Annotated in this window: 26 protein-coding genes; 20 read left to right on the top strand and 6 right to left on the bottom strand. The window is 61.4% G+C overall.

The genetic code is table 11. From position 1 onward, the window contains the following. Positions 1-5 precede the first annotated feature (5 nt). From Q9295_RS10425 to Q9295_RS10395, 7 genes are all read left to right on the top strand, one after another. Positions 6-1,337: an ATP-binding protein gene (locus Q9295_RS10425; RefSeq protein WP_306680504.1), complete on the top strand. Its 1,332-nt coding sequence runs from the start codon at positions 6-8 to the stop codon at positions 1,335-1,337. A 276-nt stretch (positions 1,338-1,613) separates the two neighbouring features. After that, positions 1,614-2,246, top strand: a complete 633-nt coding sequence (locus Q9295_RS10420; RefSeq protein ID WP_306680503.1) for an ATP-dependent Clp protease proteolytic subunit — start codon at positions 1,614-1,616, stop codon at positions 2,244-2,246. A gap of 122 nt (positions 2,247-2,368) precedes the next feature. Next, complete coding sequence (clpX, locus tag Q9295_RS10415) at positions 2,369-3,634, top strand: ATP-dependent Clp protease ATP-binding subunit ClpX (protein WP_306680502.1); 1,266 nt, start codon at positions 2,369-2,371, stop codon at positions 3,632-3,634. Between the two features lie 57 nt (positions 3,635-3,691). Beyond that, positions 3,692-4,075: a RidA family protein gene (locus Q9295_RS10410; RefSeq protein ID WP_306680501.1), complete on the top strand. Its 384-nt coding sequence runs from the start codon at positions 3,692-3,694 to the stop codon at positions 4,073-4,075. A 120-nt stretch (positions 4,076-4,195) separates the two neighbouring features. Then, positions 4,196-4,570 (top strand): NADH:ubiquinone oxidoreductase subunit NDUFA12, encoded by a 375-nt coding sequence (locus Q9295_RS10405; RefSeq protein WP_306680500.1) that lies wholly within the window; start codon positions 4,196-4,198, stop codon positions 4,568-4,570. Next, positions 4,570-5,025: an outer membrane lipid asymmetry maintenance protein MlaD gene (gene mlaD, locus Q9295_RS10400; protein WP_306680499.1), complete on the top strand. Its 456-nt coding sequence runs from the start codon at positions 4,570-4,572 to the stop codon at positions 5,023-5,025. Before Q9295_RS10405 ends, mlaD begins: the two co-directional genes overlap by 1 nt. Beyond that, entirely contained in the window at positions 5,022-5,435 is a 414-nt protein-coding gene (locus Q9295_RS10395; RefSeq protein ID WP_306680498.1) for a DUF2155 domain-containing protein, read from the top strand. Before mlaD ends, Q9295_RS10395 begins: the two co-directional genes overlap by 4 nt. Here Q9295_RS10395 and aat read toward each other — a convergent pair. From aat to accB, 3 genes are all read right to left on the bottom strand, one after another. Next, positions 5,375-6,025, bottom strand: coding sequence for a leucyl/phenylalanyl-tRNA--protein transferase (aat, locus tag Q9295_RS10390; RefSeq protein WP_306680510.1), 651 nt, complete (start codon positions 6,023-6,025; stop codon positions 5,375-5,377). The two genes, Q9295_RS10395 and aat, sit on opposite strands and share 61 nt — an antisense overlap. Positions 6,026-6,103: 78 nt before the next feature. After that, positions 6,104-7,450 (bottom strand): acetyl-CoA carboxylase biotin carboxylase subunit, encoded by a 1,347-nt coding sequence (gene accC / locus Q9295_RS10385; RefSeq protein ID WP_306680497.1) that lies wholly within the window; start codon positions 7,448-7,450, stop codon positions 6,104-6,106. Between the two features lie 10 nt (positions 7,451-7,460). After that, entirely contained in the window at positions 7,461-7,955 is a 495-nt protein-coding gene (gene accB, locus Q9295_RS10380) for an acetyl-CoA carboxylase biotin carboxyl carrier protein (protein ID WP_306680496.1), read from the bottom strand. A gap of 230 nt (positions 7,956-8,185) precedes the next feature. On the opposite strand from accB, the gene Q9295_RS10375 reads away from it, so the two are divergent. The 3 genes from Q9295_RS10375 to preA all read left to right on the top strand — a co-directional run bounded on the left by Q9295_RS10375 (position 8,186) and on the right by preA (position 11,518). After that, entirely contained in the window at positions 8,186-9,502 is a 1,317-nt protein-coding gene (locus tag Q9295_RS10375; RefSeq protein WP_306680495.1) for an NAD(P)-dependent oxidoreductase, read from the top strand. A gap of 66 nt (positions 9,503-9,568) precedes the next feature. Continuing rightward, positions 9,569-10,102 carry a DedA family protein gene (locus Q9295_RS10370; protein ID WP_306680494.1) on the top strand — a complete coding sequence of 178 codons (534 nt, stop codon included), beginning with the start codon at positions 9,569-9,571 and terminating at the stop codon, positions 10,100-10,102. A 114-nt stretch (positions 10,103-10,216) separates the two neighbouring features. After that, complete coding sequence (gene preA / locus Q9295_RS10365) at positions 10,217-11,518, top strand: NAD-dependent dihydropyrimidine dehydrogenase subunit PreA (RefSeq protein ID WP_306680493.1); 1,302 nt, start codon at positions 10,217-10,219, stop codon at positions 11,516-11,518. A 144-nt stretch (positions 11,519-11,662) separates the two neighbouring features. Here the strand turns inward: preA and Q9295_RS10360 are convergent, their stop codons facing one another. The 3 genes from Q9295_RS10360 to Q9295_RS10350 form a co-directional block, all read right to left on the bottom strand. After that, positions 11,663-11,884 (bottom strand): hypothetical protein, encoded by a 222-nt coding sequence (locus Q9295_RS10360; RefSeq protein ID WP_306680492.1) that lies wholly within the window; start codon positions 11,882-11,884, stop codon positions 11,663-11,665. Positions 11,885-12,055: 171 nt separating this feature from the next. After that, positions 12,056-12,682: a TetR family transcriptional regulator C-terminal domain-containing protein gene (locus Q9295_RS10355; RefSeq protein ID WP_306680491.1), complete on the bottom strand. Its 627-nt coding sequence runs from the start codon at positions 12,680-12,682 to the stop codon at positions 12,056-12,058. Between the two features lie 55 nt (positions 12,683-12,737). Further along, on the bottom strand, positions 12,738-13,208 hold the full coding sequence (locus tag Q9295_RS10350) for a heme-degrading domain-containing protein (protein ID WP_306680490.1): 471 nt from the start codon (positions 13,206-13,208) through the stop codon (positions 12,738-12,740). Between the two features lie 282 nt (positions 13,209-13,490). On the opposite strand from Q9295_RS10350, the gene Q9295_RS10345 reads away from it, so the two are divergent. The 10 genes from Q9295_RS10345 to Q9295_RS10300 all read left to right on the top strand — a co-directional run bounded on the left by Q9295_RS10345 (position 13,491) and on the right by Q9295_RS10300 (position 22,755). Then, a complete protein-coding gene (locus tag Q9295_RS10345) occupies positions 13,491-14,741 on the top strand; it encodes a Zn-dependent hydrolase (RefSeq protein ID WP_306680489.1) in 1,251 nt (416 codons plus the stop codon). 69 nt (positions 14,742-14,810) lie between these two features. Continuing rightward, positions 14,811-16,265 (top strand): dihydropyrimidinase, encoded by a 1,455-nt coding sequence (gene hydA / locus Q9295_RS10340; RefSeq protein ID WP_306680488.1) that lies wholly within the window; start codon positions 14,811-14,813, stop codon positions 16,263-16,265. A gap of 56 nt (positions 16,266-16,321) precedes the next feature. Continuing rightward, on the top strand, positions 16,322-17,113 hold the full coding sequence (locus tag Q9295_RS10335; protein ID WP_306680487.1) for an ABC transporter ATP-binding protein: 792 nt from the start codon (positions 16,322-16,324) through the stop codon (positions 17,111-17,113). A 156-nt stretch (positions 17,114-17,269) separates the two neighbouring features. Then, positions 17,270-17,605, top strand: a complete 336-nt coding sequence (locus tag Q9295_RS10330) for a hypothetical protein (protein WP_306680486.1) — start codon at positions 17,270-17,272, stop codon at positions 17,603-17,605. After that, complete coding sequence (locus Q9295_RS10325) at positions 17,602-18,468, top strand: ABC transporter permease (RefSeq protein WP_306680485.1); 867 nt, start codon at positions 17,602-17,604, stop codon at positions 18,466-18,468. The genes Q9295_RS10330 and Q9295_RS10325 overlap by 4 nt, the downstream gene beginning before the upstream one ends. A gap of 20 nt (positions 18,469-18,488) precedes the next feature. Further along, complete coding sequence (locus Q9295_RS10320; protein WP_373457450.1) at positions 18,489-19,319, top strand: ABC transporter permease; 831 nt, start codon at positions 18,489-18,491, stop codon at positions 19,317-19,319. Positions 19,320-19,416: 97 nt separating this feature from the next. Next, positions 19,417-20,406 carry an ABC transporter substrate-binding protein gene (locus tag Q9295_RS10315; RefSeq protein ID WP_306680483.1) on the top strand — a complete coding sequence of 330 codons (990 nt, stop codon included), beginning with the start codon at positions 19,417-19,419 and terminating at the stop codon, positions 20,404-20,406. A 272-nt stretch (positions 20,407-20,678) separates the two neighbouring features. Then, positions 20,679-21,974, top strand: a complete 1,296-nt coding sequence (locus Q9295_RS10310) for an XRE family transcriptional regulator (protein WP_306680482.1) — start codon at positions 20,679-20,681, stop codon at positions 21,972-21,974. 110 nt (positions 21,975-22,084) lie between these two features. Then, the gene (locus Q9295_RS10305) at positions 22,085-22,483 is read left to right on the top strand and encodes a response regulator transcription factor (protein WP_373457449.1); all 399 of its coding nucleotides are present in this window, start codon (positions 22,085-22,087) and stop codon (positions 22,481-22,483) included. Beyond that, positions 22,480-22,755: a hypothetical protein gene (locus Q9295_RS10300; RefSeq protein WP_306680480.1), complete on the top strand. Its 276-nt coding sequence runs from the start codon at positions 22,480-22,482 to the stop codon at positions 22,753-22,755. Before Q9295_RS10305 ends, Q9295_RS10300 begins: the two co-directional genes overlap by 4 nt.

The following is a 22,755-nucleotide window of genomic DNA, read 5'->3' as shown; positions in this document are numbered from 1 at the left end:
CCCGCATGGTGTTCAAACGTCTGCTTCCGCGCGGAATTTATGGCCGCGCCGCCCTCATCTTGATCCTGCCCATCGTCACCATTCAGTTGGTGGTGTCCACGGCCTTCATTCAACGCCATTACGAAGGCGTGACCCGGCAGATGACCCAAGGCGTGGCTTTGGATCTTAATCTGGTGCTTTTGGCCTTTGACCAAGGCAGCACACCCGAGGCCGCGATCGAGCGGGCAAGGGCCGCCGCTGGGCCGCTGGAGATTGACTTGAGCTATCCGCCAAGCGCGGCGGCGCCGGTGAGCGATCAGGTGGATTGGTATGATCTGACCGGGAGGGTGGTGATCACCACTTTGCATGCGGCTTTGCCCAATTTGAAGGCCGCAGATGTGACGGACCCTGAGCGGCTAACCCGGCTGACCTTTGACACCTTGCATGGGCCTTTGCAGGCCGATGTGTCTCGGCGGCGGATGGGGGCATCGAACCCGCACCAGCTTTTGGTGTTGATGATCTTCACCTCAATCCTGATGACGTTGATCGCTTATCTTTTCCTGCGCAATCAGTTGCGGCCGATCACCCGGCTTGCCCGCGCGGCCGAGGCCTTCGGGCGTGGCGATCGCATCCCCTATAAACCGCGTGGCGCTTTAGAGGTGCGGGCGGCCGGCGCCGCCTTTATTGACATGCGCGCGCGGATCGAGCGGCAGATTGAGCAGCGCACTTTGCTTTTGTCCGGTGTCAGCCATGATTTGCGCACGCCTCTGACGCGGCTGCGGCTGGGGCTATCGATGCTGCCCGAAGATGATGAGACCCAAGCGCTGATCGATGATGTGGCGCAGATGGAGCGGATGGTGGATGAGTTTCTCTCCTTCGCGCGCGGCGATGCAATGGAGGATATGGTCGAAGTGGACGCCGGTGATCTGATCGAACGTGTGGTCGAGGATGCCCGTCGGGGCGGGGCCAAGGTGGAGTTCTCGCGGCCCGCACCCGGAGTGGCTTTGGTGCGGTTGCGCCCGCAAGCCGTGACGCGGGCGGTTGAGAATTTGCTTGGCAATGCCTTGCGTTACGGGCGCCAAGCCGAGTTGCGCTTGCAAGCCTCGGATCGGTCTTTGCGCATCACGGTTGAAGATGACGGTCCTGGCATCCCGGCCGACCGCCGTGAAGAGGCGATGCGCCCCTTCACCCGGCTCAACTCTGAGCGCGATCCAAATCGCGGTGGCGGAGTGGGCTTGGGCCTCTCAATCGCGGCCGATGTGGCGCGCAGCCATGGCGGCGGGCTTTACCTTGGCGACAGCGAGAGCTTGGGCGGTTTGCGGGCCGAGTTGGTGTTGGCCCGGCGCGGCGCAAGCTGAGTGTGACCGAGTTAGGCGCTGATCGCGGGCGCTGATTGCCCCTTGCACAGAGCGCGGTCAGCGCCAATCTTACCTCCTTCGCGGCGATTTTGCGCCGTGGCTTTGGTGTTGTGACGTGGTGCTTCATTTTTTGGCAGGGTTTTGGCGCCACAATCTGTGCCGGCTGCTCTGCATAGCCCAAACGCCGCCCGCCCTTGCGGCTGCGGTCACGCGACACTAAGACTCTGGAAACTCTCCGCCGATAACCCTGAGTGCGAAAGATGAGGCAGCCCTGATATGCGTGATCCGATCGACCACTATATGAATACCCTCGTCCCGATGGTCGTTGAGCAAACGAGCCGCGGCGAACGGGCCTATGACATCTTCTCGCGTATGCTGAAGGAGCGGATCATTTTCCTCTCCGGTCCCGTCCATGACGGCATGTCCAGCCTGATCTGCGCCCAATTGTTGTTCCTTGAAGCGGAAAACCCGCAAAAGGAAATCAGCATGTATATCAACAGCCCGGGTGGCGTCGTCACCTCGGGCCTGTCGATCTATGACACCATGCAATATATCAAACCCAAGGTTTCGACTTTGGTGATCGGCCAAGCCGCCTCGATGGGCTCGCTTCTGTTGACCGCGGGCGAGAAGGGGATGCGCTTCTCGCTGCCCAACAGCCGCGTGATGGTGCACCAGCCCTCGGGCGGCTACCAAGGCCAAGCCACGGATATCATGATCCATGCGCGCGAGACCGAAAAGCTGAAGCGCCGCTTGAATGAGATCTATGTCAAGCACACCGGCAACACCTATGAAACGGTCGAAGCGGCACTTGAGCGCGACAATTTCATGTCGGCAGAAGATGCCAAGGAATGGGGTCTGATCGACGAGATCCTGTCCAATCGCGGCAAATCGGACGCTGCCGCGTCGTAAGAGTTTGCCCCCCGCCGGGCCGCTTTGGTGGGGGGCGTTTTCGCATTGTGGTAGGGTGGGCCTTGGCCTAGACTTGCCCAAAACGGTGCGCCGCAACTGGCGTGCAGCACAAAGGGAAACGGATGGCGACGAACTCCGGCAGTGACAGCAAGAACACCCTCTATTGTTCTTTCTGCGGCAAGAGCCAGCATGAGGTCCGCAAGTTGATTGCAGGCCCGACCGTGTTCATCTGCGATGAATGCGTTGAGCTGTGCATGGATATCATCCGCGAAGAGACCAAGACCTCGGGGTTGAAGTCCACCGATGGCGTGCCGACGCCGCGCGAAATCTGCAAGGTTCTGGACGATTATGTGATCGGCCAGATCCATGCCAAGCGCGTGCTCTCGGTCGCGGTGCACAACCATTACAAGCGGCTCAACCATTCCTCGAAACAGGATATTGAGCTGGCGAAGTCCAACATCCTGCTGATCGGCCCGACCGGGACCGGCAAGACGCTGCTGGCGCAGACGCTGGCGCGGATCTTGGATGTGCCCTTCACCATGGCCGATGCAACCACGCTGACCGAAGCAGGTTACGTGGGTGAGGATGTTGAGAATATCATTCTCAAGCTCTTGCAAGCCTCTGAATATAATGTCGAACGGGCGCAGCGCGGCATCGTCTATATCGACGAGGTCGATAAGATCACCCGCAAGTCTGACAACCCCTCGATCACCCGCGATGTCTCGGGCGAGGGTGTGCAGCAAGCGCTGTTGAAGATCATGGAAGGCACCGTGGCTTCCGTGCCGCCGCAAGGGGGCCGCAAGCATCCGCAGCAGGAATTCCTGCAAGTGGATACCACGAATATCCTCTTCATCTGCGGCGGCGCTTTTGCCGGGCTTGAGAAGATCATCGCGCAGCGTGGCAAAGGCTCGGGCATCGGCTTCGGTGCTTCGGTCAAAGGCCCGGATGAGCGCGGCGTGGGCGAGCTCTTCCGTGAGCTTGAGCCAGAAGATCTGCTGAAATACGGCTTGATCCCAGAATTCGTTGGCCGTCTGCCGGTCATCGCCACGCTGGAAGATCTGGATGAGGCCGCTTTGGTCACCATCCTGACCGAGCCGAAGAACGCTTTGGTCAAGCAATACCAGCGCCTTTTCGATATCGAACAGGTGAAGCTGGTCTTCACGCCCGATGCGCTTTCCGCCATCGCCAAACGCGCCATCAAGCGCAAAACCGGCGCGCGCGGCTTGCGCTCGATCATGGAAGATATCCTCTTGGATACCATGTTTGAGCTGCCGGGCATGGAGGATGTCTCGGAAGTGGTGGTGAATGAGGAATCGGTGAATGCCGGGGCTAAGCCGTTGCTGGTGCATTCAGAACCGAAGAAGAAAGAGACCTCGGCCGCAGGCTGATCTTGAAATTCTGACAAGCGCCGCCCCTCGGGGCGGCGTTTTGCTTTTGAGGGACGAATGAGCATTCAGCGCATCACCACAGGCTCCACTTGGGAAGATAAGATCGGTTATGCCCGTGCCGTGGTGGCGGGGGGATGGGTGCATGTCTCGGGCACCACGGGGACCGATCACGCCACCGGCGCGATCCCCGAAAGCGTGACAGATCAATGCGCTTTGGCGCTTGAGATCATTGGCGAGGCGCTCAGCCGGGCAGGGGCCAGCTTTGCCGATGTCGTGCGCGTCACCTATGTGCTGCCCGACCGGAGCGAGTTTGAGGCTTGTTGGCCGCTTCTGTCCCAGACCTTCGGCGCCAATCCCCCGGCGGCGATGATGATCGAAGCGGGACTGATCGATCCGCGCCATAAGATTGAGATCGAGGTGACGGCCTATCTCGGCGGCTAAGCCCTGTCAGATGCACGCCTTCATCGGAAAACCCTGCGCTTTGCCGCCACGGCCCTTCGCGCCCCCTAGACCTTGCCGCCGCAATCGGCCATACCGAGCCTGTCGAATGGAGGCCCCGATATGTACTTCCTCAAGCGCTTGTTGACCTGGTGGAACAGCCAGACGCTCAACACCCAAGTGTTCACCGCGCGCAAAGGCGTGAAGGTGGGCGAGGATGATCAGGGCAATATCTATTACCACACCGTCGACGGCAAACGCCGCTGGGTGATTTTCAAAGGCGAGATGGAAGCAAGCCGCGTGCCGCCTGCATGGCATGGCTGGCTGCACCACACTTGGAATGAGCCGCCGACCAAGGCGCCGCTGACCCATAAGTCTTGGGAAAAGCCGCATATTGAGAACCTCTCGGGCTCGGAACTTGCCTATGCGCCTGCCGGCTCGATCCGTCGCAGCCAGCCGGTTGAGCGGCGCGATTATGAGGCATGGGTGCCTGAATAATGGCCGGCTCGCGTCTTGAGATCGCCGCTGGCGCGGCCGTGCTGGCCGTTGCCGCCGCCTTCGCCGTCTATGCGGCCAAAGGGGCAGGCATCGGCTCTGGCGCGGAAAGCTATGATCTGCGCGCCAGCTTCCGTGCTGTCGATGGCATCTCTCCCGGTTCGGACGTGCGCCTTGCTGGGATCAAGGTCGGCACGATCTCCTCGCTGACCCTGAACCCCGAGACCTACCGCGCCGATGCGGTAATCCAGATTCGCAAAGACATTGTTTTGGCGGAAGACAGCGCCATTTTGATCTCCTCCGAGGGGCTTCTGGGCGGAAATTTCGTCGAAATTCTGCCCGGCGGCGCACTCGACAACCTTGGCCCTGGCGATGAGATTGAAGACACGCAAGGCTCGGTCTCGCTGGTCTCGCTGCTGATGAAATTCGTCGGCGGTGGCGGGGATGCTGCGGAATGAAGCGGCTGGCGCTGATCTGCGCCTTGCTGGCGACGCCGGTTGCGGCGCAAGACTTCTCTGACGCGCCCGGTGGCGTGCTGCGCTGGCTGGACAAACTGACCGGTCAAACCGGGAATATGGAGCTGTCGCGCGGCCAATCCCTCTCAAACGGCCGCCTGACGATCCAGCTCGACAGCTGCCGTTACCCTTCCGACAACCCCGCCGCGGATGCGCAGGCGCATTTGACGGTGATCGATTCCAGTCAAGCGGAGCCGGTTTTTTCAGGTTGGATGCTGGCCTCAAGTCCGGCGCTTTCGGCGATGGACCACCCGCGTTATGACGTCTGGCTGCTGCGCTGCGTGGTGCCGGGTTACGCCCCGCCTGAGGCTGAAGAAAGCCCAGACAGCAGCGATGAGGCCGAGGCCGAGTAACCCTCGGGCTCAAAGCACGCAGCTTTTTCAATGACTTCGGCCAGACGGCGGCGGTATTGCGTCCGCGGGATCTCGACCGCGCCAAGGCTGGCCAGATGCGGCGTCAGAAACTGTGTGTCGAAAAGCTGAAAGCCACCCGCGCGCAGCCGGTGGATCAGATAGGCCAGCGCCACTTTCGAACCACCGGTTTGGGCCGAAAACATCGATTCTCCGAAGAACCCTGCGCCCAAGGTGACGCCGTAGACCCCACCCGCAAGCTCTGCGCCGTCCCAAACCTCAAGACTATGCGCGTGGCCAAGCCGGTGCAGCTCTAGATAGGCGCTGCGGATCGGCGGGTTGATCCACGTCTCCTCCCGCGCCGCACAGGCATCGACCACCTCAGCGAAGGCGGTGTTCACCCGCACTTCGACCGGCCAGCGGCGGATCAGCCGCGCCAGTGAGCGCGAAATGTGGAAGCCATCAAGCGGGAAGATGCCGCGCATGCGCGGGTCGATCCAATGGATCTCTGGATCGTCGCGCGCTTCGGCCATCGGGAAGATGCCCATCGCATAGGCGCGCAGCAAGATGGTGGGATCAAGCTCGGGGGGCATCGGGCGGATATGCTCAGCACGGGGGCGTCTGGCGCCCATAGGATAACGGCGCAGGATTTCCCCTGCGCCGCCAAGATCTTAGCCGTAGGTGGCGGCGAGCCACTTCTCAAGCCAATGGATCGAGTAATCGCCCGAAAGCACGTCCGGCTCTTGCAGCAGTGCTTCAAACAGCGGGATCGTGGTGTCGACGCCATCGACGATCAACTCGCCCAAGGCCCGCGACAGACGCGCCAGCGCTTCCTCACGGTTGCGGCCATGCACGATCAGCTTGCCGATCAGCGAATCGTAATAGGGCGGAATCCGGTAGCCGTCATAAAGCGCCGAATCCATCCGCACCCCAAGGCCGCCCGGCGCATGGTACTGCGTCACCCGGCCGGGGCAGGGCGAGAAGGTCGGCACTTTTTCAGCATTGATCCGCACTTCGATCGCGTGACCATGCACCTTGAGATCCGATTGCTCGAAAGACATCGGCAGGCCCGAGGCCACGCGGATCTGTTCGCGCACAAGATCAACATCATAGATGAATTCGGTCACCGGATGTTCCACCTGCAAGCGGGTGTTCATCTCGATGAAGTAGAACTCGCCATCCTCGAACAGAAATTCGATGGTGCCAGCGCCGATATAGTTGATCTTGGCCACAGCCTCGGCGCAGATTGAGCCGATGCGGTTGCGCATTTCATCGGTGATCGCCGGGCCTGGAGCCTCTTCGAAGACCTTTTGGTGGCGGCGCTGCAACGAGCAGTCCCGCTCGCCCAGGTGCACCGCCTTGCCTTTGCCATCGCCGAAGACTTGGATTTCGATGTGGCGCGGGCGTTGCAGGTATTTCTCGATATAGACTTCGTCATTGCCGAAGGCGACCTTGGCTTCGCTCCGCGCGGTGCGGAAGGCGATCTCAAGCTCTTCTTCGGATTTGGCGACTTTCATGCCGCGACCACCGCCGCCAGCGGTGGCCTTGATGATCACCGGATAGCCGATTTCCAAAGCCACCACCTTGGCGGTCTCAAAATCAGCCACACCACCATCCGAGCCCGGAACCACTGGAATTCCCAGCGTTTTCGCGGTTTCCTTGGCGGTGATCTTGTCGCCCATGATGCGGATATGCTGGGCCGAGGGACCGATGAAGGTGATCCCGTGGTCTTCCAACGCCTGCGCAAAGGCGGCGTTTTCCGACAGGAAACCATAGCCCGGATGCACCGCTTGCGCGCCGGTGATCTCGCAGGCCGAGATGATCGCGGCCTTCGACAGATAGCTTTCTGCGCTCGATGCTGGGCCGATGCAAACCGACTCGTCGGCCATCCGCACATGCATCGCATCAGCATCGGCGGTCGAATGGACGGCGACCGATTTGATCCCCATCTCACGCGCCGCGCGGATCACCCGCAGGGCGATCTCACCCCGGTTGGCGATCAGGATTTTCTCGAACATCCCGGCGCCCTTATTCGATGATCAACAGCGGCGTGCCAAATTCGACCGGCGTGCCGTCATCGACCAGAATGCGCTTCACCACGCCCGATTTCGGCGCGGGGATGTGGTTCATCGTCTTCATCGCTTCGATGATCAGCACGGTCTGACCCGCCGAGACGGTGGCCCCGATGGTGACAAAGGGCGCTGCACCGGGCTCGGCCGCCAGATAGGCGGTGCCGACCATCGGCGAGGTGACCGCACCGGGGTGCTGGCTCGGGTCTTCGGCAGCGGCGGGCGCAGCAGCGGCAGCAGCCGGGGCGGCGGCGGGCGCCGCAGCGGGGGCGGCATAGGCCGGAGCCGGGGCCGCAGCCTGCACCACAGTCACTTGCTTGACCACACGCACTTCAAGGCTGTCGTCATCGCCATATTCACGCTTCACCGAAAGCTCGGTCAGCTCATTTTTGTTCAGAAGCTCGGCCAATGCCGAGATGAAGGCGACGTCCGCGTCGGGGGAATGTTTGCTCATGCCATCCTCTATAGGGCTTTTCTGCCGGAGCCTAAGGTTGATTGCTTATAGGGCAGGTGACCAAGGCTGAAAAGCGCCCATTCCAATTGGTTATATTCTGTCCCTTTAGGGGCTTTGAGTGAAACTTTCTACGGCGGGGCAGCTTTACCATTTGATAAAATTTTAAAGCTGTGAGACGATTCGGTCAAAGCAAGCCAAAAGAGCAAGCAAACCGGAGGTCGCTGACCAAAATGCCGAACAGTCCGTTGACGCCAGGCATTGTGCCTGCCCGCCTGTCTCGCGATGCGATTGCGCGCAATTTCTCGGATCATGAGCCGCCCTTTGATCAGCATGAGGCGCGGGTGGCGGCGGATCGCTGCTATTTTTGCCATGATGCGCCCTGCATGACGGCTTGCCCGACCGAGATCGACATCCCCTTGTTCATCCGCCAGATCGCCACCGGCACTCCGGAGGCGGCGGCCAAAACGATCTGGAGTCAGAATATTCTGGGCGGCATTTGCGCCCGTGTTTGCCCGACCGAGACGTTGTGCGAAGAGGTCTGCGTGCGCGAGACCGCTGAAGGCAAGCCGGTCGAGATTGGCCGCTTGCAGCGCTATGCCACCGATATCGCAATGGAAAAGGGCCATCCCTTCACCCGCGCGCCCGCGACCGGCAAGCGTGTGGCTGTGGTGGGGGCAGGGCCTGCGGGTCTGGCTTGTGCACACCGTTTGGCGATGAAGGGCCATGAGGTCACCGTTTACGAGCGCCGCGCCAAGGCCGGGGGGCTGAACGAATACGGCATTGCCTCCTATAAAGCGACCGGCGGCTTTGCGGCGCGTGAGGTGGAGTGGCTGTTGTCGATCGGCGGCATCTCTTTGCAGCTGGGGGCCGCGCTTGGCCGCGACATCACGCTGGATCAGCTTCGCGCCGATTATGACGCGGTCTTCCTTGGCATCGGCTTGCAAGGCGTGAACGCATTGCGGGCAGAAGGTGAGGATAAACAAGGCGTTGCCAATGCGGTCGATTTCATCGCCGAATTGCGCCAATCGCCCGATCTCATGGGCCTTGCCGTCGGTCGCGATGTGGTGGTCGTTGGTGGGGGTATGACGGCGGTCGATGCCGCCGTGCAGGCCAAGCTTCTGGGCGCGGAAAACGTGACCATCGTCTATCGGCGTGGCCAAGAGAAGATGTCCGCCTCGACCCACGAACAAGAGCACGCCGTGCAAGCGGGGGTGCGCATCATCCACAACGCCGCCCCCCTGCGCGTTTTGGGCAATGGTCGCATCGAGGGCGTGGAATTTGCCTATACCCAAGACGGACCCGATGGGCTGGTGCTTTTGCCCGAGACGTTCCAGCTGAAAGCCGACCAGCTTTTCAAAGCCATCGGCCAAACCCTGACCGGAGCGCCCGAAGCGGCCGAGCAAAAGGGCGGTAAAATCAGCGGCTTGCCCGCCAAGGTCTGGGCGGGCGGCGATTGCGCGGCGGGGGGCGAGGATCTTACCGTCACCGCCGTCGCCGAGGGCCGCGACGCCGCCGAGGCGATCCACGGCCAGCTTGCGGCCCAATGATGCGGGCGCTTTTGGCTTGCCACACGCCCCCCGCCGCGCCAAACCGACAGCCAATCGGGGGGCGTTATGGACGCGATTGCACAAATCTTCATCGACTGGATCGAGCGTCATCAGGCTTGGCTGCCGCTGATCATGCTGATCTTCGCCGCCACCGAGACCACGGCCTTTCTGTCGCTGCTGATCCCCTCCACCGCGGTTTTGATGGCGGTGGGTGCGATGGTGGCCACTGGCAAGGTCGCGTTTTGGCCGCTTTGGGCCGGGGCCGCCGCTGGCGCTCTGATCGGCTCGACCTTCAGCTATTGGCTGGGGCGCGCCTATGGCCGCAGCATGCTCGAGCGGTGGCCGCTGTCGGATCACCCGCAGATGGTGGAAAAAGCGCGGGCGGCTTTTGTGAAATACGGTCCGGCAAGCTTGCTCATCGGCCATTTCATGACGGTGCTGCGCCCAGTGGTGTTTTTGCTTGCGGGCATGACCAGCATGCGGCTGCGCCGTTTCATGGCATGGAACCTGCTCGGTTGCGTCACTTGGGCCTATCTGGTCCCCAAATTGGGCGAGTTTGGCGGCGATATCTTCGGCTGGCTCTGGGCGCTTTTCGTCTAAGAGCCCAGTTTCGCACCTGCCTCGTTGCCGAGCAACGCGACGTCTTGCCCTGCGCGCCTTCCTTAAAATCTGATCTTTCCTTCCCGCTCCCAGCTCATTGCAAGGAGGGCCGTGATGGCTGACCTCACCTCGAATTTTATCGGGATCAAATCGCCCAACCCGTTCTGGTTGGCCTCGGCCCCGCCCACCGACAAGAAATACAACGTCGAGCGCGCCTATGAGGCGGGATGGGGTGGGGTGGTCTGGAAGACGCTGGGCGCCGAAGGACCGCCAATCGTGAACGTCTCTGGCCCGCGTTACGGCGCGATTTTCGGCGCGGATCGCCGGCTGTTGGGGCTGAACAACATTGAGCTCATCACCGACCGGCCGCTGGAGATCAACCTGCGTGAGATCAAAGAGGTCAAGCGCAAATGGCGCGACCGGGCCTTGGTGATTAGCCTGATGGTGCCCTGTGAGGAGGAGCACTGGAAGGCCATCCTGTCCCAGATCGAGGATACCGAAGCCGATGGGGTTGAGCTGAACTTTGGCTGCCCGCATGGCATGGCGGAACGCGGTATGGGTTCGGCCGTGGGGCAAGTGCCTGAATATATTGAGATGGTGACGCGCTGGGTGAAGCAATACAGCCGGATGCCCTGCATCGTGAAGCTGACGCCCAACATCACTTCGATCCTGCCGCCGGCGATGGCGGCGCATCGCGGCGGGGCGGATGCGGTGAGCCTGATTAACACCATCAAATCGATCACCAATGTCGATCTTGATAACTTCTCGCCCTTCCCGATGATCGATGGTCAGGGCAGCCATGGCGGCTATTGCGGACCGGCGGTAAAGCCGATTGCGCTGAATATGGTGGGCGAGATTGCCCGCTTCCCCGAGACGCGCGGCATGCCGATCTCGGGCATCGGCGGCGTGACGACTTGGCGCGATGCGGCCGAGTTTCTGGCGATGGGGGCGGGCAATGTGCAGGTCTGCACCGCCGCAATGACCTATGGGTTCAAGGTCGTGCAAGAGATGATCTCGGGGCTGTCCGCGTATCTTGATGAAAAGGAAATGACGCTGGATCAACTGGTTGGCCGGGCGGTGCCGAACTTTGTCGAATGGCAGAACCTGAACCTGAACTATGTGACCAAGGCGCATATCAACCAAGATGACTGCATCAAATGCGGGCGCTGTTATGCGGCTTGCGAAGATACCAGCCACCAAGCGATCGCGATGGGGCCAGGCCGGGTCTTCACCGTGAAGGACGAGGAATGCGTGGCCTGCAATCTTTGCGTCAACGTCTGTCCGGTCGAGGACTGTATTACGATGGTGCCGATGGCGAAGGGCACATTGGATCCGCGCACCGGCCGCAATGTCGGCGATTACGCCGATTGGACGACGCATCCCAACAATCCGATGTCCTCGGCGGCAGCGGAGTAGGAGGGGGCTTGCCTTAGCACTGACAGCAGAAGGGGCGTGTGACGACCGAACGCGCAGCGCTTGTCGCTGGGCGTTCACTCAGGTTTAACTTGGCGCCGCGGGATAGGGCGCGATCGGGCTTGGCGCTTTGAGCGAATGGCGCGCTTAAAGCACCGGATTGCTGAGCGGATTGAGCCCCGCGACCAATGAGGCCATCTCATAGGCGCGCTGCGCCGCGACGGCGCGAGCCTTCGCAGCCTCAATGACGAAGCCATGATCCATCACAGGGCGCGCCGCCGCAGCAGGCGCTTGGGCCGCGCCCTGCACAGGAGCGACGGCGGCTTTGGTTAATGTTGCAACCGGCGCTTCTGCGCGGACGCCCTGCATGGCAGCTGAGCTGCCGCTGTTTGTGCCGGCCGATGGCGGCGATGTTTCCAACGTCTGCACCGACGACCGGACGGATAGGAAAGGTCCCATCACGTCACCCCAGTCAAGGTGCCCCCACAGCGTGACCCTAGCAGATCCCGCAGGGTTTATCCCCGGAAATGTGCGTAAAACTTAATCCGAATGCTTGGGGGCACCCGGTTCTAACAGGCGACGAAAGAGCGTGTCGAGAAAGCCGCCAGCCTCGGCGAAAGGGTCATGGTCGGGGCCCAGCACCAGCCGCACCTGCGCGTCGAAATCGGCGTAATGCTGGGTGAGCGCCCAGATCGAGAAGATGAGATGTGTGGGATCGACCTGTGCGATGCGGCCCTCGGTCATCCAAGCCCGTAAAATCACAGACTTTTCTTCGACCAACGCGCGCAGATCTCCCTCGATCACGCCCGCCAGCCGGGGCGCGCCTTGGATGATCTCGCCCGCAAAAAGTCGGCTTTCACGCGGGAAGTCTCGTGCCATCTCAAGCTTGCGGCGGACATAGGCCAAGATCTCATCCACCGGCTCTCCCTTAGGGTCCAGCGCTTTCAAAGGATCGAGCCAAGTGTCTAAAAGTCCGGTCAGCAAAGCGCTGTGCACCGCCTCTTTCGAGGGGAAATAATAAAGCAAGTTGGGCTTTGAGAGACCCGCGCCTTCGGCAATTTGGTCCAATGTCGCACCACGAAAGCCATGCGCCGAGAAGACCGCAAGCGCGGCATCCAAAATCGCCTCGCGGTTCTTTTGCTGAATGCGGCTGCGGGTTGCGGTCATCTGGTCCTCATGAGGGGGCGGCAGGCTTGTCAGAAAGTGGGTTTTTCTCAAGGTCTTAACTGGCCGAGATCAGCTCTTGGATCACACGCACGACCAAACGGTGATCGTCAACTTGCGGCAGGCCCGAGACCGTGGCGCAAGCCACGACGCCGATGCCGCGCAGCCAAATCGGCACCGCGCCGCCGTGATCGGCATAGCCGGCCTCGGGCAAGCCATGCTTGGCCAATGTCTCGCCCCGGTCGCGGTGCCGGTTGCCGACCAGCAGGGAGGGCTGTTGGAACAAAAGCGCGGTGGCCGATTTACGCGCCGCCCAGAGATCGTTCAGCGGCGTCGCGCCGGGCATAGCGGCGTGGAAATAGCATCGATCCGCACTGCGGATGTTGATGACCACCGGCAAAGCCTCGGCCTGGGCCATTTCGACCAACTTCAGCCCTAGCGCCAGCGCGGTGCGCTCGTCGAATTGTGCAAAGACCAGAGTCTTGGTCTCGGCTTCCAGTTCGGGCGTGGCGGGGAAGACGTCGGACATAGCGGTTCCTTTGGCAGGCGGGCAATGAAGACAGGGCTTATCGGGCTTAGGCAACGCAAAACCGCGTGGCTTCTGCCGGTTATCCCAGCATCCGCGGCGCGGTCTATCGAAATGTGCCGCCTACCCGTTCTAGGGCGAGGGATTTTGTTGACCCAATGGTCTGGGTGTGGTCGCGTATCTCTTGACCATACGGTCAGGAAAAGATTCGCCGCAAGGCAGCTTGCTCCGGGCCGTAGGAAAAGGGCGCGACAGACGCCCGCCGACAATTGGGAGAGCAAGCTGATGCCAGCACCCGGAGAAAACCTGCGGACCGATGCGGCGCGGCTGTGGGACAGCCTGATGGAGATGGCCAAGATCGGCCCCGGAAGTGCCGGCGGCAACAATCGCCAGACCCTTACGGATGCCGATTCCGCAGGCCGCCACCTCTTTGCCGATTGGTGCAAGGCGGCGGGTATGACCATGGGCGTCGATACGATGGGCAACATGTTTGCCACCCGCGCGGGGACTGATCCGGGCGCCTTGCCGGTCTATATGGGCAGCCACCTCGACACCCAGCCCACGGGCGGTAAGTTCGATGGCGTGCTGGGCGTCCTGGGCGCGCTTGAGGTGGTGCGGCGGATGAATGACCTTGGGCTGAAGACCAAGCATCCGATTGTCGTGACCAACTGGACCAATGAAGAGGGCGCGCGTTTTGCGCCGGCGATGCTGGCCTCGGGCGTCTTTGCAGGGATCCATACCGAAGACTATGCCAAAACCCGCAAGGACTTGGACGGTAAGGTCTTTGGCGAGGAGCTTGCGCGGATCGGTTGGGTTGGCGATGAGGTCACGGGCGCGCGCAAGATGCATGCCATGCTGGAGCTGCACATCGAGCAAGGCCCTATTCTAGAGGCCGAAGGCAAGACGATTGGCGTGGTAACGCATGGTCAAGGACTGTGGTGGCTGGAGATCACGCTGACTGGCAAGGATGCGCATACAGGCTCGACCCCGATGAACATGCGGGTGAATGCGGGCCTTGGCATGGCGCGGGTGACCGAGCGGGTGCATCAGATCGCGATGAGCCATCAGCCGAATGCCGTGGGTGCGGTGGGGCAGGTCAAGGTTTTTCCCAATTCGCGCAATGTGATACCGGGCAAGGTGGTCTTTACCGTCGATATCCGTTCTCCCGAGCAAGGCAAGCTGGATGCGATGCGGGCCGAGGTGGAGCGGGCGGCCCATGCCGTGGCGGTCGAGTTGGGACTTGGGTGCGAGATCGAGGCGGTGGGGCATTTCGATCCCGTGACTTTTGATCCGGGCCTTGTGAAGATCGTCCGGCAATCTGCTGAAAAGCTTGGGTATTCCCAGATGGATATCATCTCGGGTGCCGGGCACGATGCCTGTTGGATCAACCGCGTGGCGCCGACGGTGATGGTGATGTGCCCTTGCGTGGATGGGCTTTCGCACAATGAAGCCGAGGAGATCTCGCCTGAGTGGGCGGCCGCCGGAGCGGATGTTTTGTTGCATGCGGTGCTTGAGGTGGCGGGCGTGATCGACTGACCCAGCCGGGCCGGGGCTCCGCCCCGGACCCCGGGATATTTAGCGACAGAAAATGGGAGGGCGCGGGGCATGGCATCAACGGTGATCAAGGGCGGAACGGTGGTGACGGCTGATCTGAGCTATCTGGCTGATGTGCGGATCGAGCATGGGGTCATAACCGAGATCGGGCTGAATTTGCAGGGAGATCAAGTGCTTGACGCCTCGGGCTGCTCTGTGATGCCGGGCGGGATTGACCCGCATACCCATCTTGAGATGCCCTTCATGGGAACCTATTCGGCCGATGATTTCGAGTCTGGTACGCGGGCGGCTTTGGCGGGCGGCACCACGATGGTGGTGGATTTCGTGCTGCCGGGCCAGGGTCAGGGGCTGATGGATGCCGCCCAGATGTGGCACAATAAATCCACCCGCGCCAATTGTGACTATTCCTACCATATGGCGATCACTTGGTGGGGCGAGAAGGTTTGGGAGGATATGGCCGAGAGCGTTAAGGCCGGCATGACCTCATTCAAGCATTTCATGGCCTATAAGGGCGCCTTGATGGTGAATGATGACGAGCTTTTCGCCTCATTCCGCCGAGTGGGAGAGCTGGGCGGGCTTGCCATGGTCCATGCTGAGAATGGCGATGTGGTGGCCGAGCTGACCGCTAAGTTATTGGCAGAAGGCAATAGTGGCCCTGAGGCGCATGCCTATTCCCGCCCACCGCAGGTTGAGGGAGAGGCGACCAACCGTGCCATCATGATCGCCGATATGGCCGGCGTGCCGCTTTATGTGGTGCACACCTCTTGCGAAGAGGCGCATGAGGCGATCCGGCGGGCGCGCCAGCAGGGCAAGCGCGTTTGGGGCGAGCCTTTGATCCAGCATTTGACGCTGGATGACAGCGAATATCAGCACGCTGATTGGGAGCATGCGGCTCGGCGGGTGATGTCACCGCCTTTCCGTAACAAAAAACACCAAGACAGCCTTTGGGCCGGGCTGCAATCAGGCTCACTCTCCGTGGTGGCGACGGATCATTGTGCCTTTACGACGGAACAAAAACGCTATGGTTTGGGCGATTTCTCCAAAATTCCCAATGGAACGGGCGGGTTGGAAGATCGGATGCCGATGCTTTGGACGCATGGTGTTAACACGGGCCGGTTAACGCCGAATGAATTTGTGGCGGTTACCAGCACAAATATTGCGAAGATTTTGAACTGTTATCCGAAAAAAGGCGCGGTTTTGGTGGGCGCGGATGCGGATTTGGTGGTTTGGGATCCGCAGAAAGAGAAGGTCATCTCGGCGAAGGGACAGCAATCTGCCATTGATTACAACGTCTTCGAGGGACAGCGCGTCAAAGGCTTGCCGCGATTCACGTTAAGCCGGGGGCAGGTCGCCGTGGTTGAGGGGAGAATGCAGGTGCAGCAAGGGCATGGGCGCTTTGTGCCGCGGGCGCCGCGGGGGGCTGTCAATCAGGCTTTGAGCGCTTGGAAAGAGCTGACCGCACCCCGTCCGGTGCAGCGCAGTGGGATTCCGGCCTCGGGCGTTTGATGGCAAAATTATTATAAAACAATGGATTGGGGCGTGGTGTTGATGGGAATGCGCGCGTGACAAATCAAAGCAGTCAGGTGGTGGTTGAGGCCAAAAACTTGAACCTTGTGTTTGAGACGGCGGATGGGCCGGTGCAGGCGTTGAAAGACGTTAACTTATCGATTTCAAAGGGAGAACTCGTCTCCTTCATCGGGCCGAGTGGTTGCGGCAAGACGACATTCCTGCGCTGCATCGCAGCATTGGAGCGCCCCACTTCAGGTCAGCTGACGGTCAATGGCATGACGCCGGATGAGGCGCGCAAAAAGCGGGCTTACGGCTATGTTTTCCAAGCCGCGGGGCTTTATCCTTGGCGCACGATTGCGGGAAACATCCGGCTTCCCCTTGAAATCATGGAGTTTTCTAAAACCGAACAGGCGGAGCGGGTGGAGCGGGTTCTGGAGCTTGTCGAACTCAAAGGCTTTGGTGGCAAATTCCCTTGGCAACTCTCGGGCGGCATGCAGCAAAGGGCCTCGATCGCGCGGGCTTTGGCCTTTGATGCCGACATCCTTTTGATGGATGAACCCTTTGGCGCTTTGGATGAAATTGTCCGCGATCGGCTGAATGAAGAGCTGCTCAAACTCTGGGCTCGCACCGGAAAAACCATTGGTTTTGTGACACATTCCATCCCCGAGGCGGTCTATCTATCGACCAAAATCGTGGTGATGAGCCCGCGCCCCGGGCGGATCACCGATATCATCGACAGCCCGCTTCCGAAGGAGCGGCCGCTGGAAATTCGCGACAGCCGCGAGTTCATTGAGATCTCGCATCGGGTGCGCGAAGGCTTGCGGGCGGGGCATGCCGATGACTGAGCACAAAGGCTGCAGCTGCAGCAAAAACCGCATGTATGGCTTAGGTATGGCTAACGTATGGGGGGCGTCTGGCTTTGCGCAGGCAATGCGCGCGCAGCAATCTGCGCCGCTGAGCGCGCGGCAAACCGAACGCATGCAACGCGCGGAGGCCGTGGCATGAGCAGCGCGACGCTTTTTCCGCTGATCGGCGCTTGCCTGATCTTTCTGACCGCCGCCTCGGCGATGCGCGGCTATGTCGGGCAGGGCGCGCTTTGGATGCTGCTCGCCTCACTGGCGCTTTATGTTTTTGGTAACCTTTTGATGATACGCATCATGCGAGAGGGAGGTATGGCGCTGGCGATCTCGATCACCTCGGTCGTGCAGCTGATCTTGGCAACTTTGGTCGCGGTCTTCATCTTCGCCGAACGTCCGACGGGCTTGCAATGGGGCGGCATTGCCTTGGGCGTGTTGGCGGTCGCGATGATCCTTTGGCCCTCGGGGCGTGCGACATGAGGCGGGTCGGGCCGATCTTTGCGGTGCTGGCGGCGCTTTTGGCGCTTTGGTATCTGGCTGCGATCTGGATGAATGCGACTTGGGTCTATGATCAGGCGCAGCGCTCCGGGGTCGAGGTGACTTTGGCCGAGCTGATCCCGGCGGCCATGGCGCAGGATCGCCCGCTTTTACCGCCGCCGCATCAGGTGGCGGCCAAGCTTTGGGAAGGGGTGACGGCGCAGGCCATCACCTCAAAACGCAGCCTGATTTATCATGGCTTTATCACCTTCCGTGGTACGATGGCGGGCTTTGCCTTGGGCATATTGCTGGGCGTGGGGCTGGCGATGGCGATCGTGCGCTTCCGCGTGGTCGACAAATCGGTGATGCCTTGGGCGATCATCAGCCAGACCATTCCGATCGTGGCGATCGCGCCGATGATCCTTGTGGTGGCCAATCAACTTGGCATCCAAGGGCGTGAGGTGCCGAAGGCCATTATCGCCTCATACCTTAGCTTCTTTCCAGTTTTGGTGAGCATGGTCAAAGGCTTGCGCGCGCCGGATCAGATGCAGCTGGACCTTCTGAAAACATGGGGCGCGAGTGAGGGGGAGACGTTCCGTAAGCTGCGGCTTCCGGCCTCGATGCCTTATTTCTTTGCCTCGCTGAAGGTGGCGGTGGCGGCGGCTTTGGTCGGCACCATCGTCGGCGAATTGCCGACTGGCGCGGTGGAAGGGCTGGGCGCAAGGATGCTGCTCGGCAGCCAATATGGCGAGCCGTTGATCACTTGGGCGGCCTTGTTCGCATCGGCCATTTTGGCGGGGGCGCTGATCTTGGCCGTGGGTCTGGTTGAGCGTTTGGCGGCGGTGAAGATGGGGGTGCGGGCATGAGTAATGCTTTGATTTTGCTCATGGGTTTTGGCTTTTGGGGCGCGGCTTGGGGGCTGAACATCGCCGTGGCGGGCAGCGCTTTTGGCCGGACGAGGACGGGGCGGATTTTCATGCCGCTCTTGTTTGGTCTGACGCTTTTGGTGCTCTGGGAGGCTTTGGTGCGGGCCCTTGGGGTGCCGCCGGTGATCCTGCCCGCACCTTCGGCGATTGCAGCGAAATTTGCCTCTTCCACCGATGTGCTTTGGGCCGATTTCGTGCAAACGGCGGTGAAGGGCGCGCTTTCGGGCTTTGTGATCGGCTGCTCGGCGGCTTTTGTGACCGCGATCTTGTGTGACCGGGTGCCGTTTCTGCGCGCAGGCCTTCTGCCGATTGGCAATTTCGTCGCGGCTTTGCCGATTGTCGGCCTCGCCCCGATTTTGGTGATGTGGTTCGGCTTTGGCTGGCAGTCAAAAGCCGCTGTCGTGGTGGCGATGGTGTTTTTCCCCATGCTGATCAATGTGGTGGCGGGTTTGCAGGCCTCCGAGAGGATGCAGCGCGATCTGATGGCGACTTGGGGGGCTAGCTATACCCAAGCCCTGTGGAAGCTGCGGCTGCCAGCGGCGATGCCGTTTATTTTCAACGGGTTGAAGATTTCCGCCTCGCTCGCGCTGATCGGCGCGATTGTGGCGGAATATTTCGGCTCGCCGGTGGTGGGGATGGGCTTTCGGATTTCCACCGCGGTGGGGGTGCTGAACATTGAGCTGGTTTGGGCCGAGATTGCGGTGGCGGCGCTGGCGGGCTCGGCGCTTTACGGAGTGATTGCGATTGTGGAGCGGGGGGTGACGTTTTGGCACCCGTCGCAAAGGGGCTAAGCTTTTGAAAGACGTGACTATTTGAGGATGAAAACCCAGACCCGGAGGGCCCTTTGCAAGGGTGAAGCGAGCCGGGCGGCAACATGGAGAAGCAAGAATGAAGCGGATTTTGACGGCCGGATTGATGGCGGCAATGGCCAGCTCGGCTTCGGCCGAGGATGTGACCTTGCAGCTGAAATGGGTGACGCAGGCGCAGTTTGCCGGCTATTATGTGGCGAAAGACAAAGGCTTTTACGATGAAGAGGGCCTCAATGTCACGATCAAGCCCGGTGGCCCCGATATCGCGCCCGAGCAGGTGATTGCCTCGGGTCAGGCTGATGTGATCACCACTTGGATGTCGCCAGGTTTGGCTGCACGCGAACGTGGCGTGCCGCTGGTCAATATCGCGCAGCCCTATAAGGGGCAGGGGTTGCAGCTGACTTGCCTCAAGGAGATGGGCGTCGAGACGACGGCTGATTTCGCCGATAAGACGCTGGGCGTGTGGTTCTTTGGCAATGAATATCCGTTCTACGCTTGGATGGCGAAGCTGGGTCTGGCCACCGATGGCTCGGCCGGTGGGGTGACGGTGCTGAAACAGGCGTTCAACGTCGATGCATTGTTGCAAAAGCAGGCGGCTTGCATCTCGGTGATGACCTATAACGAATATGGTCAGGTGCTGGATGCCGGGATCACGCCGGATCAGCTGGTGACTTTCACCTACCGCGAGGAAGGGGTGACGGTGTTGGAGGACGGGCTTTACGTCATGGAAGAGCGGCTGGAAGATCCGGCCTTCCAAGAGACCATGGTGAAGTTCGTGCGCGCCTCGATGAAGGGCTGGAAATATGCCGAGGCCAATCCCGATGAAGCGGCGCAGATCGTGATCGACAATGACGATTCCGGCGCGCAATCGCTGGAGCATCAGCAATATATGATGGGCGAAGTGGCCAAGCTGACCGCAACCGGCAACGGCGCTTTGGATCCGGCGGATTATGAGGCGACGGTGGCAGCGCTGCTCGCGGCAGTCTCGCCCGACAATCCGGCGATCACCAAAACCCCGGAAGGCATGGCTTGGACCCATGCGATCACCGATAAAGCGCTGGCTGAGTAACTCTCACCGGCCGGGCGCAGAGCGATCTGCGCCCGGCTATGCGGCGCGGCCTTGCGGCCGCAAGCTTGGTCCTCGCCTTATGAGCCTTGGCAGGCTCAACGGCTCAGGGATGCCTCCGGCGGGGATATTTGAAGACAGAAAATACCTGCGCAATCTCATTTTCTGTCCTTAAATATCCTCAGGGGGTCTGGGGGCAGAATGCCCCCAGCCTCCTTTTGCTTGCGGGGCGGTGGATCCCTTGTAAACTCCTTGTAAATTTACAAGAGGCCAAGATGGGCATCTCCTCTTTGATCGGCACAAGGCTGCGCGAGCGGCGCATGGCTTTGGGGCTGCGGCAGGGGGATTTGGCGCAAGAGGCTGAGATTTCGGCCTCGTACCTCAATTTGATTGAGCATAATCGCCGCAAGGTGACACCAGAGATTTTGGCGCGATTGGCGCAGGTTTTGGGCAGCGAGCTCTCTGCCCTCTCGGAAGGCGCGGGCCAGCCCTTGGCTGAGGATCTGCGTGCCGCCGCCGCGGGCTTTCCCAATGCTGCGGCTGAGGTCGACCGGCTGGAAGAATTCGCCGGCCGCTTTCCCGGTTGGGCCGCCGTCACCGCCGGATTGCAGGCGCGCGCGGGCCAGCTTGAGCGCGCGGTCGAAGCGTTGAACGACCGCATGACGCATGACCCGCATCTTTCGGCGGCGTTGCATGAACTTCTCTCGGCCCTCACCTCGGTGCGGGCCACGGCGGAGATCTTGGCCGAGACCGGCGATTTGGCCGCCGATCTGCGCCATCGCTTTCACCGCAATTTGCATCTCGACGCCGAGCGGCTTGCCGGCGGGGCCGAGGCTTTGGTGGCCTATCTTGAGGGCACTGATGGCGGCGGGGCGGCAGGGGAGCAGGGCCTGTCTGCCCCCTTGGAGGAGGTGGAGGCGTGGCTGGCCGGGCAGGGCTGGCACCTGCAAGCCCTTGAAGACGGCGATCTGGCGGCTTTGGCACCCGGGATGGAGGCTTTGGCCTCGACCGCGGCGCGGGCTTTGGCGGAGGCGCATCTTGAACGCAGCGCGGCTGAGGCGCGGCTTTTGCCCTTAGACCCCTTCCGTGCGGCGTTGAAAGAGCTGGGGCCGGATCCTGCGCTTTTGGCGGCACGCTTTGGCAGCGATCCTTTAACGGTGATGCGGCGCATGGCGCTGCTGCCGGGGGCGGCGGCGGGGTTTGTCTCTTGCGATGCCTCGGGGACTTTGACCTTTCGCAAGCCTATTGCCGGCTTTGCCTTGCCGCGTTTTGGCGCCGCTTGCCCGCTTTGGCCGCTTTATGCCGCCCTTGGTCGGCCCATGCAGCCGGTGCAGGCGCAGGTCGAGACGCCCGGCCCCTCGGGCGCACGGTTCAAGGTGTTGGCCTATTGCCAACCCGCGCTTGCGGGCGGCTTTGGCGGGCCAGAGCTGCGGGAGGCGGCGATGCTGATCCTGCCGGTCACTGGCACTGAGGCCGGTCCGGCGCTGGGCGTTGGCTCCACCTGCCGGATCTGCCCGCGCGCCGATTGTCCGGCGCGGCGCGAGCCTTCGATCACCCGCGAGGGGATTTAAGGCCCGCCCATGCAAGGCTGCTTTTGACAAAAGCTTAATTTTCAGCCGATACTGACGCGCAGGGGGGCTGCAAGGCCGAAGGGGAGGCGGAGGGAGCGATGGGCCGAGAGGTGCTGCTCATTGAAGATGAAGAGAATATCGCCGAGGCGATCCGCTTCATCCTGACGCGCGACGGCTGGCAGGTGGTGCATCTGGCCGAAGGGCGCGGTGCGGCGCGGCGCGCGGCTGAGCTGATGCCCGCCGTGGTGATCTTGGACACGATGTTGCCCGGCGCTTCGGGCTTGGAAATCCTTGCCGAGATGCGCTCGAACCTGCTGACCGCGCATCTGCCGGTGGTGATGCTGACCGCCAAGAGCCAGCCGCGCGACCGTGAGGCGGCCGAGCGTGCCGGGGCGGATCGGTTCCTTGCCAAGCCCTTTGCCAATGCCGATATTCTGGCGGTGGTGCGCGAGTTGGCGGCAGGGCGCAAGACCGGGCTTGGCCCCTCGGGCGGCGCAGCCGTGGCATGAGACGCCCACGCCGGCCGCTCTTTTTGGCGCGGCTGCCCTATCGGCGGCGGCGCTTGCGCGATGCGGCGCGGCTTTTGCCGGTTTTCGGGGGCTTTCTCTTCATCTTGCCGGTGCTTTGGGCCCCGGCGGCTGAACCCGGCGCCGAGGCTGGCGCGCGGCTTTTGTCCTCAGACGTGGTCTATTTCTTTGGGGTTTGGGCCGGTTTGGTGGCGGTTTCTGCCGCTTTTGCCCCCGGCCTTGCCACGACCCAAGATGAGGAGGAGGAGGACTAG

This window comes from Pseudogemmobacter lacusdianii, assembly GCF_030848395.1.
In the GTDB taxonomy this organism is placed as follows: Bacteria; Pseudomonadota; Alphaproteobacteria; order Rhodobacterales; family Rhodobacteraceae; genus Pseudogemmobacter; species Pseudogemmobacter lacusdianii.
The sequence above is the reverse complement of the archived record's forward strand: the minus strand, read 5'-3'. Positions and strand labels throughout refer to the sequence as shown.